Here is a 16171-nt window from a genome sequence, read left to right as displayed (position 1 = left end):
AATTAAAAGCTTTCATCACGCCAGCGTTTTATTTTCCATTTTGAATCTGAAGTCGGACGGGTTATTGTCATATCGGCAAACCCGTTCAGATTTATTATTTCGTTAGGGTTAAAAGTAATGGTAAGATTAAAGCTTCGCTTTAAAGAAGTGTTGAGCGAATCCCCCGCCTGAAAAATAATATTGTTCCAGATTAAGTCAAGCTTCTGAGCGGAGTTAAATAAACCGTTTGTTGTTCTCATTTCGGTTGCCCTGTCCCACGAAACATCAAAGCCCTGCTCATAGTCACGATAAATAAAAACAAAATCCTCATTTAATAACTGACCATATACAGTAGTATCTTTAAATGTATATGCGTATTTAAAATTTTGGAACAAGCCTTCGATTGTTTTTTGGTCAGTGATAATATTAGTCGGAGTTCTTGTATCAAGCTTCGGCGAGAATAAATTATCACAACTTGCAAACAAAATTATGCTGAATAAAACAAAAAAAGATAATGCAATATTTTTTGATGAATGTTTCAATTTACAAAACTTGCCTTTAGATAACTCCAGGTTGTATCGCTTTCTTCAATTTTGAAATCGCTCCAGGTTTTTATTCCCCATAAGCTTCTTGAATCGGGAACGAGCACAAAACGCAATTTACCTTTGGAAGTTTTCGGGATTACGTTTCTGTTGTGATTAAATGCAAGCAGATACTCAGCATCATAAATCGCGCTGTCAATCCCCTGCGTCATAGTAAAATTGGAAAGAAATAAATTTGAAGAAGACTCAATGCTTGTTGCCGAGACAAGGTTAGTATAATAAATTCTTTCATTGTTAATATTCCACCCGGTAAGAATGGGAAATTGAATTTGCGTAGGCGCATCGGCAAAAAATCTGTATGAAACTCCCGCAAACGTTGAATCTACAAAACACTTCATATAATTATCAATATTTTTTTCTGCTATTGCAAATTGCAGATTTACCAAAACCAGCTCAGGTGAAGTCGGGGGAATGAAGTTAGAACGGGGATCGATTGGCGGTTCAACATCGCGCGTATCAAACAAACCGCAGCTGCTCAGAAACGAGACAAAAATAATTAAAACCGCAATATATGAAAATCTGATTCTCAATTTAAACTTCGTGTATTATTTTTTTTGTGCAAATAAAATCATTCGCTGTGAGTTATGCTTTGAATATTTGTTTCCAAAATAATCACCGAATGATTTATAAACTTTTAATCCGTATTTTCCAAAAACTTTTTCCATCGTATTAAACCCATATAATTTAAGCTTTTCCCGGTATACAAAATTTTTCTTGCCTGATGAAATTTTGATGTTTTTTATAACAAAATCACCGTCAATTTTTCTTCTCTGTGTAATATATAAATTGCCATATTTGTTCCGTGAAAGCGGAACAATGTTTTTTCTTAAATTATCGCCGTTTACATAGTCAAAAACGAAATATCCTTTTTTCCTGATTGAGTCGGAAGCATTTTTTATGACTCTGAAATTCTCCTTATCGTCATCGAAATATCCAAAACTTGTGAAAACATTTACGGCTAATTCAAAACTGTTTTTAAAATTAAAATATCTCATATCCTTAATGAGAAATTTTACTTTCAAGTTTTGCTCAGGACTGTTCTTATATGATTTTTTTGCTTCGGAAATTAAAAATTTTGAGAGGTCAAAGCCTGTGACATGAAATCCGCGGCGTGCAAGTTCAAGAGAATGACGACCTGCTCCGCAGCAGATATCGAGGGCTTTGTCATCAGTGTTTAAATGAACGTAACGTTGAATTAAGTTTATAAGATTGCGGGCATCTTCGTCGTTGCGGTGGCGATAAATCTCGAGATAGAACTTGCTTGAAAACCAATCTTCGAACCATTCACCCTTAGCCATTTAAACTACGACTCTCCCTTCGAGGGCTTTGGCGAGAGTTACTTCATCTGCAAATTCAAGCTCGGAGCCGATTGGTATTCCGCGTGCAATGCGTGTGGTTTTAATATCGAGCGGTCTGATAATTTTATTGAGATATAAAATTGTTGTTTCACCTTCGACATCAGGATTTAATGCCAGAATTATTTCATCAACGGGAATTTCAATTTCTCCTAATCTTTGCAGAAGCTCTTTTATTTTTATGTCGTTTGGTCCGATGCCATCGAGCGGTGAAATCCTTCCATGAAGCACGTGGTAAAGTCCGCGGTACTCATTTGTTTTCTCGATGGCAATTACATCCTGCGGTTCCTCAACAACGCAGATAATATTTCTGGCACGTTTTGATGAAGAGCAAATCCTGCAAACTTCATCTTCAGTTATGTTGCAGCATACCGAACAAAATTTAATTCTGTCTTTTGCTTCGATAAGTGAAGCCGAAAATTTTTCTACTTCTTCTCGCGGCTGTTTCAATAAATACATGGAAATCCTTAAAGCAGTTTTTCTGCCAATTGAAGGAAGCTTTGAAAATTCCTGTATTAAATTTTCGAGAGATTCGGAAATGTTAAGCATTGATGTCGTTAAAGAGAAGAAAATTTTGAATTTATGTGTCATTCTGAGGAGCTTGCGACGAAGAATCCCATTCTTTTCTTATAAGGGGATTCTTCGCTTCGCTCAGAATGACAAGATTATTTATCCCAGTCCCGGAATGTTCAAGCCGGGAATATTAGGAAGCATTCCTGATGTTGCTTTCTGCATTTCTTCGGAAGCCATCTTCTGAGAGCTTTCGAGCGCTTTGTTTACAGCAGCAATTATTAAATCTTCAAGCATGTCAGGGTCTTCAGGATTTATAATTTCTTTTTCAATTTCGATTTTTAATAACTGATTTTTACCGTTCACAGTTGCTTTCACCATGCCACCGCCTGATTCTTCCGTTACGATTTTATTTTCAAGCTCCGCCTGAATTTTATCCATCTTATCCTGCATTTGTTTTACCTGTTTTAGCATATCCTGCATTTTGCCCATGTTCATTTTTGTTATCTCCTTTAAGTATTTTAGTTCTTTTAATTAATTATACGTAAAAATTATCTTATGTTTAATGTATTATTCCACCTTTCAAAGAGTTTCATCGTTGCAAAAACGTCTTCATAGCAGTAATCTGCTATTTCTTTAACTCTGCCCTGCCTATATAGTTCTCCGACCATATCACCTGTAACGCCGTGCGTTTTCGGGCTTGTAATCCCGAGTTTTTTACAATACCAATCCAGACTGAACTTTCTGCGCGCACCTGTGGGGGAATGCTTGTTGAAAATAAACTCCTTCATCAAATCAACGTGGTAATCACGAATGTTAAAATCATTCCCTTTCATTAGGTTATATGACGGCTTAATTCCGTGCACAAGAGATTTTAGCATTATGTAAGGACAATCAAACTCACGACCGTTGAAAGTAACAAAAAGATTATATTGATTTTTCTTTATGTAATTCCAGAAGTTTTCGACAATTCCCTTTTCGTCGGAAGCGACAAATTTAACATTTTCACGCATTGCGGTTAAAGTTGCATCCTCTGAATTTATAAGCACGCATCCCATTATTTCTTTTAGTTCCCATTCTCTTGGCTGTTCCGATAATTCAGTTTTCAAATCTGCAAAGCTTTTTGCGGTAATTTCTTTTTCAACTTCTTTGAGTTCAAATCTTGCATCGAGCATTCCGATTGCAACGATTTCGGAAGTAAATGGTGTGAAAACAAGATTATCTATTGCGAGTTTTATTTCTTCATCGCCTTTTGCATATTTTGTCAGATATTTTTTTTCATCATCGCTGTAAGTTGTTTCAAAATCATACGGCGCAACCTCGATGTCGAATACGAGTATTCTTCTATCATAAGGATTAAGCGCCATTTCAACTCTTCGCTCTCTGTCTTTATTATTGTTATTGCTCATTAAATAATTTTTTGGGTACGACAGACATTCTTGTCTGTCGCTTTTTAAAACAATTGTTCGATGTCAAATTTTATTGCATCATAAGTAAAATACGGTTCACCGTATTCAACTCCGATTTTAAATCCGTAAAATCTCGCTTTTGCTTCAATGTTTTTATAAAACATTTCAGAACTGATATAAGTTTGCGGCCCGCCTTTTTCTTTTCCGGAAAAAAATTGTGTCTGGTAGCAAATTATTGAATCAAGCTTTCGTTTAAACTCCTGTGATATATCGATTATAAAACTAACAGGAATATCATAATGATGCGGATAATAATAAACCTTCGATGGACGGAATGGATTTTGATTTCCTGTTTTTATTTTTTCAAGACCGGAATAAAAAATTGAATCACGGATTATGTTTCCTGCGTTTATATGGTCGGGATGGCGCTCAAACGGATAAGGAGCAAAAATTATTTTCGGTTGATACTTTCTTAAAACATTTATGATTTTTTTTCGCGAAGCTTCGTTGTTCGTAATATTTCCATCTCTAAGCTTAAGGTTTTCGCGAACGGAAATACCCAGGACTTTTGAAGCAGCATCGGTTTCTTTTTTGCGTGTTGTTAGATTTCCGCGCGTACTTAATTCCCCTTGGGTAAGGTCAATAATGCCAACTTGCTTGCCGTATTTTACAAGCTTATAGACCGTTCCGCCGCAGGTCAGCTCAACGTCATCCGGGTGCGTTCCGAAAAATAAAACATCCAATTTTTGCATTCATAAAAATACAAAAAGACTAAATTATAATAATTATACTAATTTATGCACAAAATCATTTAATCATCACCATTTTTTTAACTTCGGAAAGGCTATTTGAAGTTAATTTATAATAGTATATACCACTAAACAGATTCTGGGCATTAAAATCAACTTCATAGACACCTGAACTTAAACTTTGATTTACCAATGTCAAAATTTCTTTTCCTGAAACGTCATAAACAGTCAATTGAACATTGTTTAAATCACCTTGAGGAATTTCAAATTTTATTTTAGTTGAAGGATTAAACGGGTTGGGGTAATTTTGATGAAGGATAAATTTATTAGGAATTGAAGAACCGATTTGCTGGATTCCCACAGTGCCACCGTTTACAGTTTTTAAGATTTGCCCTGTGCTTGTTGAAATAAAAATTGTATCTTTATTGAATGCATAAATATCTGTAAGGTTGGCAGTTGTATTGCTGTTTTGGTTTTGCCATGATAAACCTCCATCACTTGATTTCAAAATAATACCATTATTCCCAATTACAAAAACCGTATTGTTAACATTATCGAAATACAATTTATTTAAAACCGTGTTTGAAGTATAAACTGAATCCCAAGTTGCACCGCTGTTTGATGATCTCCAAATTTTTCCGGAACTGGAATTGCTCCTTGCAATTAAAATTATATTTTCAAATGGATTTGAGAATAAAATAGAAGAAGCTGCGGAGGGAATGTTCGGAATACTTTGAGTAATCCAATTGATTCCACCATCAGTTGTTCGATGAATAGATGTTTTTTCTAATATTCCAATTTCGTTTTCATTTTTAATATAAAAATCGTTAAAAACTTGCGTGAATTTTTGATATATGCAACTCCAGTTATTTCCATTGTTTGAACTATGGTATAATAGACCTGAATACACTCCAACCCAACCGGCAGAACCGTTTAAATTAGCCAAACAATACCCTTTGTTATTTATAATTCTCACATCATTCAATGTAATGTAATAAGTTGGCGGATAACTTGGCGGGTTTGGAAAGCTTACAGTTTGCCAGCTTGAAAAATCGGTGGATTTCCGAAACTTAGAACCTGGATCGGTATATAAAATATACCATACGTCGGAATTAGCATATCCTGTTGAAACCCGTGTATAAATAGGATTGCAATAGCCAATGTCACTCCACTGACTACCTCTATTCGTGGTTTTATACACTCTGCCCACATAGGAATAAGTATAACCTGTCTGATTGTTTATGAAGTCTATAGAAACAAATGGAGAATCAGAAAAGATATTTTGTGCCTGCCAGCCGGTTTGTGTAAAACCTAAAGAAGAATTAAAGATTAATAAAGTGCAAATTAATATTACCTTTTTCATGGCGGTTGGATTTTCTAAAACTTCCATATTTTTCACAAATTTGTCAAGATTATTCAGTATCTCTCAATGCACTGAAAAAATGAGGTAAAAACGGTATATTTTAGGCATTCCATTTTATTTGAATTTTTAGGTATTTATGAGAAAAGATGACTGCATTTTTTGTAAAATAGTGGACGGGAAAATCCTGTCATATAAGATTTATGAAGACGATGATTTTTTGGGGATACTTGACGTTTTCCCGAACACAAAAGGAATGGCTCTCTTGATGCCGAAAGAGCATTATGATTCTTATGTCTTCGATATGCCTGATGATGTTTATGTAAAATACATGCAGACAGCAAAAAAATTGGGCAAGAAAATAGATGACGTTATGAAAGTTCAGCGTACTGCAATGGTGATGGAAGGAATGGGAGTAAATCACGCTCACTTAAAGTTTTATCCTCTGCATGGACTCGGTGAAAAATGGGAAAACAAAGATGCACCTGAGAGAAAATTTTTTGACAGGTATCAGGGTTATCTTTCGACGCTGATGGGACCGCAGGCAAAAGATGAAGATTTGAAAGAAGTGCAGAAGTTGTTTGAGTAAAAATTTATTATACAGAATGGGATTCCCGCCTGCGCGGGAATGACTTCAGCTAATTATACATGAGATATAATCACATAGAAATAGAAAAGAAGTGGCAGGATTACTGGAAGAAGAATAAAACTTTCAGAACTCCGCCGTTTGAAGAACTGGATAAAACGAAACCGAAGTTTTATGTTCTCGATATGTTTCCATATCCGAGCGGAGACGGTTTGCACGTAGGTCATCCGGAAGGATATACTGCAACGGACATAATCGCGCGCTTCAAAAGAATGCGCGGGTTCAACGTTATGCACCCGATGGGATGGGATGCGTTTGGTTTGCCGACGGAGCAGTTTGCTTTGAAGACAGGTGTTCACCCTAAAATAAGAACAGAAGAATGTGTCGCAAGATTTAAAGGTCAGTTAGTAGACATTGGTCTTTCATATGATTGGGACAGAGAAGTTTCAACTTCAGATAAAGATTTTTTTAAATGGACTCAGTGGATTTTTTTGAAGCTGTATAATTCTTATTACGATAAAACCGAAAACAAAGCCAAGCCGATTTCGGAATTAAAAATTCCGAAAGGTGTGACTGAAAAAGTAAAAAATGATTACATAAACAGTCAGAGACTGGCATATCTTGATTATGGTCCTGTTAACTGGTCGCCTGAGCTCGGGACAGTTCTTGCAAATGAAGAAGTTGCCGAGCAAATTGAAAAGGGATTTACCGTCATCCGTAAAAATATGAAGCAATGGAAGCTTCGCATCACTGCTTATGCGGACAGATTGCTTGAAGGACTGAATAAAATCGATTGGCCTGAGAACATAAAGCAGATTCAGCGTAACTGGATTGGCAGAAGTGAAGGTGCAACGATAAAGTTTAAAATAAAGTCTAACTCTGCGGTTGAAATTCCTAACAGCGAACCTTTTGTTGAAGTTTATACAACAAGACCTGATACTATTTTCGGAGCGACGTTTTTAGTTCTTGCACCGGAGCATCCGCTTGTGAAAGAAATCACAACCGAAGGACAAAAATATATTATTGATAAATATATCGATAACACATTGAAAAAATCAGAGCTTGAAAGAATCGAGCTTTCAAAAATAAAATCAGGTGTTTTCACGGGAGCTTTTGCAATCAATCCTGCGAACGGAAAAGAAATACCTGTTTATATTTCTGATTATGTTTTAATGTCATATGGAACGGGTTCAATAATGAGTGTGCCGGGACATGATGAGCGAGACATGGAATTTGCCAAGCAATATAATATAGAAATTGAGCCGGTAGTCATTCCCGAAGACCTTGGAGATAAGGTTATAAGAAAAGTTCATACTGAAGGTTCCGGTGAATTAATTTTGACCGGCAGAGGTTTGAAGACAATGGGTTTTGAGGATTCACCTGAATACATAAATTACATTAACAAAGTTACTACGGGTGAGCTTTGCTTTTCTAAAGAAGGTATATCGATTAACTCGGGATTTCTGAACGGACTGCCGACTTCAGAGGCAAAAGAAAAAATGATTGACTGGCTTGAAGAGCATCATCTCGGAAAGAGAACAGTGAATTATCGCTTGCGCGATTGGCTTTTCTCGCGCCAGAGATATTGGGGAGAGCCGTTTCCTATTCTTCATAAACAAGATGACACTCATATTGCATTAGGTGAAAACGATTTGCCTCTTGAGCTTCCTGACTTAAAAGAATTTAAGCCGAGCGGAACGGGTGAATCACCTCTTGCGCTGGTTACCGATTGGATAAATGTTAAAGATGAGAAAACAGGTGAAACATACCGCCGTGAGACGAACACGATGCCTCAGCTTGCAGGTTCAAGCTGGTATTTTTTGCGATACCTCGACCCTGAGAATAAAGATGAATTAGTCGATAAAGAGAAAGAAAAGTTCTGGATGCCTGTTGATATATATATCGGAGGGGCAGAGCATGCTGTCGGACATTTGCTTTATTCAAGATTCTGGATGAAGTTTTTATATGACCTGGGATATGTTTCTCACGATGAGCCGTTTGAAAAACTTTTCAATCAGGGAATGGTGCTTGGTGAAGACGGTGTGAAGATGAGCAAGTCACGCGGCAACGTTATAAATCCGGATGAGGTGATTAATGAATACGGCGCTGATTCACTGCGCTTGTTCGAGATGTTCATGGGACCATTAGAAGCGACAAAACCGTGGAGCACTGAAGGTATTGCAGGAATGAACAGATTTTTAAATCGTGTTTGGCGTTTGATTGTAGATGAGAACACCGGAAACTTAAATGAAAAAATTGCTGATAAAGCCCCGACAGATAAGGAATTAAAATTTTTGCACCGAACCATAAAGAAAATTACTCACGATTTAGATGATGGTGACATGAAGTTCAATACTTCTATTGCGCAGTTGATGATTTTCATAAATGATTTATACAAGCTCGATAAAATCAGCAAAAAGATAATTGAAAAATTTGTTCTTATACTTTCACCTTTTGCACCGCATATATCGGAAGAATTGTGGAACCGATTGAGCAAAGAAAGTTCACTCGCTTATGAAAGCTGGCCTGTATATGATGAAAATCTTGCAAAGCAGGATACGGTAACGGTTGCGTTTTCTGTTAATGGAAAAGTGCGAGCTAAAGTAGAGATGGATTTTGATTCAGATGATAAGACACTTGAACAAACAGCTCTCGATAACGAAAGCGTGAAGAAGCATATTTTAGGAAAAGACATTAAGAAGATAATCACCGTTAAAAATAAAATGGTGAATGTAGTTGTGCAGGATAGTTAATAGCTCTTTATTTTCCAGCAGATGTTTAAATCCCGCCATTATTAGTTATAGCAATTCTTTTACATTTCCATGAATAGCCCCCGTCATTCTTTTCTAATGACAAACCCCCTGTATATGTATAAATTTTTTTGGTATTGACAATTATTAAATAATTAGTAAAGTTGTCAGTAAAAGATTAGACAACAAATTTGCAGGATAAACAGATACTAATAAAGCTTCAGGAATTAGGTTTTAAAGACTATGAATCGAAAGTCTTTCTTGTTCTTTTAAAAGGCGGAGTTTTAGGAGCCACAGAAATTGCGAAAAAGGCAAAAATACCAAGAACGGCAGTTTATGACATACTTGAAGGATTTGCTGAAAAGGGTTATTGCAATGAAATTGAAACTAATAAAATTTCAAAATTTGAGATAATTGACCCGGATGTAATTTCAGATAAAATAGAAAGAGACTATGAATACGCCGCGAAAGATAAGATTAACCGGTTAATAACTACGTTTGAGGAGTTAAAACCACTTCATAAGACAGAAAAGAACAAAGAAGATGCCGCTATTAATATAGAGCTAATCAGGGGTTTTAACCAGCACAGGCATATTAAATTCATCGACTTATTCAAACAGGCGAAAAAAGAAATATTTTTTATGATTCGCCTTGAGGGACAGATAACCCCGGAACTTGATGAAACAGCAGTGAAGTTCCTAAATAAAGGGGGTATAATTAATTCCCTTTATGAAGCGAGTTTAAATTTTAAAATTATAAAGAATGCAACCCGCATCAATGCAACGATAGACGACCTGATTAAGCTTTGCGAGTTTTATGAAAAGGGCGGTGAAAATTTAAAAATTTCAAATAAGAAACTGCCTAACATGACTGTATTCGACAGAGAGATTGTTTTTATTAATATAGAAGACAAGCATATACCGAGACATAATAAATCGGATATAATAATCCGGAATGAGGAATTCGCCGGAAGAATGATTGACCTCTTTCATTATTACTGGGAGAACTCATTGACAATCAAAGAGTATAAAAGTTATAAACTAAATAAAACAGCATAAACAAATTTTTACAACTTTTTAAAATCGGAGGGAAATATGAGAACTGTAATATCATACATATTATTAGTTCTGATAACATCAGGAGTTGTAATTTCAGGACCAAGCGACCCTGTTTATATCCAAGAGCTTAGCGGCAAGGTTAAAAACACAGTTACCGGTCTTCCTGTTTCAAACGGTCACATTAAAGTCATCGACTATTCTACCGTTGTTCCAAAAGAAATTGCGCGGGTTACAATACAACACAATGGACGCTATAAAATTACAAACTTTTCAGTTACAAAAATTGAAGGTGTGAAAATTTTAGCATATCCGAGTGATGTTGTCTGGGACGGCGGCTGGGGCTTGGCTTACTCGCCTACCGGACCGGGAAATAATGGAGGCGGCGGAAATAATGGCGGTAACTGGCTTTATACATTCAATCTAAGTGATGCAATCGTTGAAGGGAACAAGTATAGCTTAGACATAGATGTATCGTGGTCTGATTTTACCAATAAAGATTTCAAGCTTAATCAGAATTATCCGAATCCGTTTAATCCTGTTACGTCAATTAGTTTTGATTTACCAGTTTCACTAAATGTTACATTGAAAGTGTACAACATAAGCGGTGAAGAAGTTGCGGTTTTGGCTGACAACCAATTTTTTACAGCGGGTAATAATGAAATCCAGTTTGACGGAAGTAATCTTGCAAGCGGAATTTATTTTTATAAAATAAGCTCGGCTTATTTGAACGATATAAAGAAAATGACGTTAATTAAATAATGACGACAATTAAATAAAACTAAAGTAGAATTTAGTTTCGTTCTTAATTATCTGGAATATTAAGGGTGATAGTTTAAAAAGGAAGGGCATCAGGTGCTTAATTAAATTATACCCCGCCAGGTAAGATTAAGGAAGGAACAAACCATAGAATGGTTTTTCTTACTTTACACCTGAGCCCTTTGTATTAGCAAATTCAGGTTATTTTATTTAAAAGTCAATAACAAAATTAAATGTAAAGGAGCAAAAAAAATGAAGGGGATTTATACTTTCCTGATTTGTTTTTTAATTATTTTTTCAAATATGGTAAATGCACAATCCATAGACAGGGTTCAAAGAAACCAGGTACAAAGAATGCAGGATGATAATGGCAGCATCAGTCTTATTCCAATCAACAGAACCCCTTTAGGTCCTCCATTTGTTACGGAATTAGCTGCCGGATTCGTTCAAGGCGATGTTATAATAGGACCTGAAATTGCGACTTCAATTTCCGGATTTTATGATTACAAAACAAATGGTGAGTCAAATCATTATATACAGCAGGACCCTGCAAACCCATTAGCGTTTCACGTTATCGACATGCAGGCAGATTCTGTGGATGCTACAGGTGTAACATCCAGAAGAATAAAATATGCATTTTCACTGGACGGCGGGGTTGTATGGTCATTTGCCGATAATGTTCCGGGAATCAGAGCAGGTTATGGAGTTCTTGCACTGAAATCAGACGGTTCAGCAATTATTGCAAATCATAGCCAACCGGGCGCAATTTTAAATGCGAATTTATATGTTGATGCTTTTCCGGGGTTAGGTTCTTTCACAGAATATCTTGCGCAGGCACCGAGTGCTATCTGGCCGCAGATTTCCGTATTAAGTAACGGCAATGTAATAATGCTGTCAAGACCTCAATCGTCAACATCAGGCGCACAAAATGATACTTTATATTACTGCATATGGAATGGAACGTCGCTTGGTCCGAAACAAGTTTTCTGGATTGCCACTCCTCCTTATGCAGGCGGTGTAGCATTCAGTAACATGGCATTTAATGTAGCTGACAATAATAACGGGACAGTCGGAATGATTGCAAATCCCGAACAAGAAATGGATGTATTCGAGAGTCCGATAGTGCACATGAAAATTTCTACAGACAATGCTGCAACTTTTGGAGAAGCATTCGATATATTTACTCCTTTCCTTGAAAACGGAAATCAGGATACAGTTTATATTGCGGGCGGACATGATTTAACTTTCAAACCGGGAACAAACGATTGGGTCTGGGTTGCTTCAGGAACAGCCGACGGTTTATTTGCAAAGACAAGATTGTTCTTAATAAAAGGTACAGGTAATACAGTTACTTCAACCCAGGTGATTGCAGATACAGTAAATCTTCCGATGATGGCAAGAACATATACACAAACATGGGCATTCCAATATCCAATTGACCACCCAAAACTCGGATGGTCAGAAGACGGCAGCGCTTTATACTGTTCATTTGATGTAGTTACTTCAGATACAGGAGCACGCGGATGGAACACAAGAGATGTATTTTACATGTATTCAACAAATAACGGCACTAACTGGTCTGAGCCGGTAAGAATCACCAATACTCCGACAATCGATGAAGGATTCCCGTCAATTTCACAATGGAACCTGGGAACAACTGCTTTGACTCATACACTTAATATGTCATATATGAAAGACCCGGGTGATGGTCCGTCTTCCTTTAACGGAACAGGTTTGCTGATGCCACCGACAAGAAACACATTGATATACAGGAAAATGACGATGGCAACAACTAATATTTCCAACAGCATTACAAACCTGAATGATTATAAGTTGTTACAAAATTATCCGAATCCGTTTAATCCATCTACAACCATAACGTATAACCTTCCGCGTAAAGAATTTGTTACGCTAAAAGTTTATAACGTATTAGGAAAAGAAGTAGCATCATTAGTTAATGCTACTCAGGATGCCGGCATTCAAAATATAACTTTTGACGCATCACGGCTTGCAAGCGGTTTATATTTCTATTCCATCTCTGCAGGTGATTTCAAAGACATTAAAAAGATGATGCTGGTAAAATAGTTTTTTTATTTTTGTTCTTTTAAACTTACTGTAACCCTCATAAAATGTAGTTTTTTATGAGGGTTATTTTTTTTCTACCAACTAAAAATAACAAAGGAGAAAAAATGAAAAACAAAACATACATATTGTTTCAATTTCTCCTGCTATTTGTTCTTCTACCCTCACTTTTGCGCGCACAAGCAACTGGAAGCATAAGCGGGACAATTTCGGATGACAACGGCGAGCCTTTAACGGGTGCAATAGTTAAAATCCAGGGTTCTCAGAATGCTACCGCATCGGATGATAATGGAGAATTTCTTCTTCAGAATCTTGATGCCGGTACATATAATTTAATAACAACATTTATTGGTTTCGATTCGCTGATAACTCAAAATGTCAGGGTAACTGCAAATCAAATTACTAAATTAAAATTAGTAATGGTTCCTGAAGGAATTGAAATTGGTCCGATAAATGTAACCGCTGAAAGAGATATCCGCGACGTTAACCAAACGGGTATAACCTATTCAAGTGAACAGATTGAACACAAAGGTGTTCACGGCCTCCAAAATATTATTGCAAATTCTATATCTACTGTTCAGGACGAGCGCGGAGGTGCGGTTAATATAAGAGGAGGAAGAACAAATGAAACCGTTTATTATGTTGATGGAAATCCTACAACAAATTTGTTAGACGGTTCAACCAGAGCAAGTGTTCCTAACTCACTTATAAATGAAATTGCGGTTATTACAGGCGGCGTTAGTGCTGAATATGGTAATCTCACCACTGTTGTAAATGTTACAACAAAATCCGGCACTGATTATTATACCGGTTCGGTAGAAGCTATCACAGATGAATTAATAACAAAAATCGGCAATACCCGGAAGCAAGGTTACAATTTATATAATGTTACTTTTGGTGGTCCGGTGATTCCATCACAAGGCTTGTCAAAGGTTCTTAACTTTTACGGAAGCTTTGAAAGAGCTTTTAACAGAATTAATGGTCCTTCATGGGCATTTAATAATTTACCAAAATTATTTCCGGGTGGAGAGGTTCATAACGATGAATTTTCATCTTATTCTTACAATGGAAGATTAAATGTCAATTTAAAAGAAATAAAAGATTCCGGTATTCCGATTAATTTCAGGTTCGGTGCATCCATTGTAAATTCAACGCAACGTGTATTTTCTACTTCTAATGTAATAGCGCTTGACCCTATAACAGGAGCATTAACAACCAATTCTCACAGAAACGGTGTACAGGATAATAATGATTATCAATTTTATGGAAGAATGTCTCATGAAATAACAGAAAATTTTTTCTATGAGATTCAGGCATCATATTTTAAATATTATAATGAAGAGTATGACCCGTTATTTGGTGACAATGTTTATTTATACGGAGACACAAACTACAATCCTGCCGCCACCGTTCAGGGTTCATTCGGTGGATTAGATCCGAATCTTGCATCGTTGTTTGCAACATACGGAACCGTAAGAAACCTTTATCAAAAACTTGACATAAGTTATATCGGCGGTAAAATTGATGCTACATGGACAAAGTTAACAAAAGATTACGGTGACCATGAAGTAAAATTTGGAATGGAATATAAATACAATACATTAAGAAAGATGACTGTCTTCCCGAGTCCTTTAGCTGATTTGACCGTTGACGCAAAAGACAGATGGTACGGAACCAATCAAGGTTCTTTAAGCTCGTATGGGTATGAAATTGTTGATGCACCATCCGGCACTCTTATAACAACCGGAACACAATCAGACGGCACGCAGGAGAAACATCCATTAACGGGAGGTTTTTATATAAGAGATAAAGTCAGTTTCTCAGATTTTAATTTTAATGGCGGTTTCAGAGTTGACTTTCTTGACGTTAACGATGAAGTATTGAGAGATATTTCATATGATGTGGTAGGACCCGATGGTATAATTGCATCGGACGATGATTTTGTTCAATCAAAACCTACAATAGAAGTTTCTCCGCGTCTCGGCTTTTCTTTTCCTGTTACAGATAAAACAATATTTATTGCGCAATATGGAAAGATGATTCAGATGCCTCAGTTAAATCTTCTTTATGTATCAAAAGAGACTTTAAGAAGATTCCTATCTACATCATTACAGGATGTTGTAGAGAACTCATCACTTCAGCCGACAAAGGTTATACAATATGAAATTGGCTTACGCCATTTAGCAGGTGATTACATTGACATGGGAATAACTGCATTTTATAAGGAATCAACAGACCTTATCGGAGCAGGCAGAGTTGAAGGACCTGCAAACAGGATTCCTAATGGTTTTGCTACATATTTAAATAATGACTTTGCAATAGCAAGAGGAATGGATTTTTATCTGTCAATGAGAAGGTATAACCGTCTTGCAGTTGACCTTGCATATACACTTGCGTTCTCAAGCGGAACAGGTTCGGACTTTAACTCAAAGTTCCTTCTTGCAAACAATCTTGACCCGACAACGGGACAGACACTTCCAAGATTTGTATATCCTCTTGACTATGACCAGAGACATACAGGAAGTGTAAATCTTGACTACAGATTTATTGGAGATGATGCACCCTCCGGCTGGGCAGGAAGTGTTTTACAAAATTTTGGCATAAATTTATTATTTACGTTCAACAGCGGCAGACCATATCAGAGAAAACAGCCGTCAACCTCGGCAACGGGAACGGGTGTGGGAGAGCTTCCTCTTTCATCAAAGAATGAAGTATATACAGACTGGAGATACAGAGTTGACTTAAGAATAGATAAGACGGTTGATATCTGGAAGACAAGCTTAAACTTCAATATTTATGTAATTAATTTGCTTAACAGTGAAATTATTAACGCAGTATATCCGTCAACCGGAACTCCGAATGATAACGGATTCTTACAGACTCCTACAGGTGCATCAAGATATGAGACAAATGCATTCTTCAGAGAATACTGGCAGGAAAGAATCAGTGTAAGAGGAAACTGGGGACCGCCAAGA

General features: G+C 36.6%; 14 protein-coding genes and 1 pseudogene. 7 read left to right on the top strand and 8 right to left on the bottom strand.

Annotated elements, in window-relative coordinates:
- Window positions 1-2: 2 nt before the first annotated feature.
- The 8 genes from VHP32_00075 to VHP32_00040 all read right to left on the bottom strand — a co-directional run bounded on the left by VHP32_00075 (window position 3) and on the right by VHP32_00040 (window position 5967).
- On the bottom strand, window positions 3-521 hold the full coding sequence (locus VHP32_00075) for a hypothetical protein (GenBank protein HEX2786274.1): 519 nt from the start codon (window positions 519-521) through the stop codon (window positions 3-5).
- The gene (locus VHP32_00070; GenBank protein HEX2786273.1) at window positions 518-1111 is read right to left on the bottom strand and encodes a hypothetical protein; all 594 of its coding nucleotides are present in this window, start codon (window positions 1109-1111) and stop codon (window positions 518-520) included. Before VHP32_00070 ends, VHP32_00075 begins: the two co-directional genes overlap by 4 nt.
- Window positions 1112-1126: 15 nt before the next feature.
- Window positions 1127-1879 carry a class I SAM-dependent methyltransferase gene (locus VHP32_00065; protein HEX2786272.1) on the bottom strand — a complete coding sequence of 251 codons (753 nt, stop codon included), beginning with the start codon at window positions 1877-1879 and terminating at the stop codon, window positions 1127-1129.
- Window positions 1880-2485 carry a recombination mediator RecR gene (gene recR / locus VHP32_00060; protein ID HEX2786271.1) on the bottom strand — a complete coding sequence of 202 codons (606 nt, stop codon included), beginning with the start codon at window positions 2483-2485 and terminating at the stop codon, window positions 1880-1882. It lies immediately after the preceding gene.
- Window positions 2486-2605: 120 nt separating this feature from the next.
- The gene (locus VHP32_00055; protein HEX2786270.1) at window positions 2606-2944 is read right to left on the bottom strand and encodes a YbaB/EbfC family nucleoid-associated protein; all 339 of its coding nucleotides are present in this window, start codon (window positions 2942-2944) and stop codon (window positions 2606-2608) included.
- Between the two features lie 53 nt (window positions 2945-2997).
- On the bottom strand, window positions 2998-3855 hold the full coding sequence (locus tag VHP32_00050) for a ribonuclease H-like domain-containing protein (protein HEX2786269.1): 858 nt from the start codon (window positions 3853-3855) through the stop codon (window positions 2998-3000).
- Window positions 3856-3899: 44 nt separating this feature from the next.
- On the bottom strand, window positions 3900-4598 hold the full coding sequence (bshB1, locus tag VHP32_00045) for a bacillithiol biosynthesis deacetylase BshB1 (GenBank protein HEX2786268.1): 699 nt from the start codon (window positions 4596-4598) through the stop codon (window positions 3900-3902).
- A gap of 64 nt (window positions 4599-4662) precedes the next feature.
- Window positions 4663-5967: a T9SS type A sorting domain-containing protein gene (locus tag VHP32_00040; GenBank protein ID HEX2786267.1), complete on the bottom strand. Its 1305-nt coding sequence runs from the start codon at window positions 5965-5967 to the stop codon at window positions 4663-4665.
- A gap of 136 nt (window positions 5968-6103) precedes the next feature.
- On the opposite strand from VHP32_00040, the gene VHP32_00035 reads away from it, so the two are divergent.
- From VHP32_00035 to VHP32_00005, 7 genes and pseudogenes are all read left to right on the top strand, one after another.
- Window positions 6104-6553 carry an HIT domain-containing protein gene (locus tag VHP32_00035; protein ID HEX2786266.1) on the top strand — a complete coding sequence of 150 codons (450 nt, stop codon included), beginning with the start codon at window positions 6104-6106 and terminating at the stop codon, window positions 6551-6553.
- Window positions 6554-6612: 59 nt separating this feature from the next.
- Window positions 6613-7062, top strand: a pseudogene (locus tag VHP32_00030) (class I tRNA ligase family protein).
- Window positions 7063-7275: 213 nt separating this feature from the next.
- A complete protein-coding gene (locus VHP32_00025; protein ID HEX2786265.1) occupies window positions 7276-9303 on the top strand; it encodes a class I tRNA ligase family protein in 2028 nt (675 codons plus the stop codon).
- A gap of 188 nt (window positions 9304-9491) precedes the next feature.
- Complete coding sequence (locus VHP32_00020) at window positions 9492-10358, top strand: helix-turn-helix domain-containing protein (GenBank protein HEX2786264.1); 867 nt, start codon at window positions 9492-9494, stop codon at window positions 10356-10358.
- 36 nt (window positions 10359-10394) lie between these two features.
- A complete protein-coding gene (locus tag VHP32_00015) occupies window positions 10395-11117 on the top strand; it encodes a T9SS type A sorting domain-containing protein (GenBank protein ID HEX2786263.1) in 723 nt (240 codons plus the stop codon).
- 300 nt (window positions 11118-11417) lie between these two features.
- Window positions 11418-13199, top strand: a complete 1782-nt coding sequence (locus VHP32_00010) for a T9SS type A sorting domain-containing protein (GenBank protein ID HEX2786262.1) — start codon at window positions 11418-11420, stop codon at window positions 13197-13199.
- Between the two features lie 104 nt (window positions 13200-13303).
- On the top strand, window positions 13304-16171 hold a 2868-nt coding region (locus VHP32_00005), incomplete at its 3' end, for a carboxypeptidase-like regulatory domain-containing protein (protein HEX2786261.1).

The sequence above is a fragment of the Ignavibacteria bacterium genome, from assembly GCA_036262055.1.
GTDB lineage: Bacteria > Bacteroidota > Ignavibacteria > Tepidaquicellales > Tepidaquicellaceae > DATAJP01.
Note: the sequence above shows the minus strand (reverse complement) of the source record. Positions and strands in the feature narration are given on the sequence as shown.

Coding starts and splice junctions, on each gene's coding strand:
- VHP32_00050 (HEX2786269.1), bottom strand. CDS start 3,855: ATGAGCAATAACAATAATAAAGACAGAGAGCGAAGAGTTGAAATGGCG.
- recR (HEX2786271.1), bottom strand. CDS start 2,485: ATGCTTAACATTTCCGAATCTCTCGAAAATTTAATACAGGAATTTTCA.
- VHP32_00065 (HEX2786272.1), bottom strand. CDS start 1,879: ATGGCTAAGGGTGAATGGTTCGAAGATTGGTTTTCAAGCAAGTTCTAT.
- VHP32_00040 (HEX2786267.1), bottom strand. CDS start 5,967: ATGAAAAAGGTAATATTAATTTGCACTTTATTAATCTTTAATTCTTCT.
- VHP32_00025 (HEX2786265.1), top strand. CDS start 7,276: ATGAAGCAATGGAAGCTTCGCATCACTGCTTATGCGGACAGATTGCTT.
- VHP32_00010 (HEX2786262.1), top strand. CDS start 11,418: ATGGTAAATGCACAATCCATAGACAGGGTTCAAAGAAACCAGGTACAA.
- VHP32_00015 (HEX2786263.1), top strand. CDS start 10,395: ATGAGAACTGTAATATCATACATATTATTAGTTCTGATAACATCAGGA.
- VHP32_00055 (HEX2786270.1), bottom strand. CDS start 2,944: ATGAACATGGGCAAAATGCAGGATATGCTAAAACAGGTAAAACAAATG.
- VHP32_00035 (HEX2786266.1), top strand. CDS start 6,104: ATGAGAAAAGATGACTGCATTTTTTGTAAAATAGTGGACGGGAAAATC.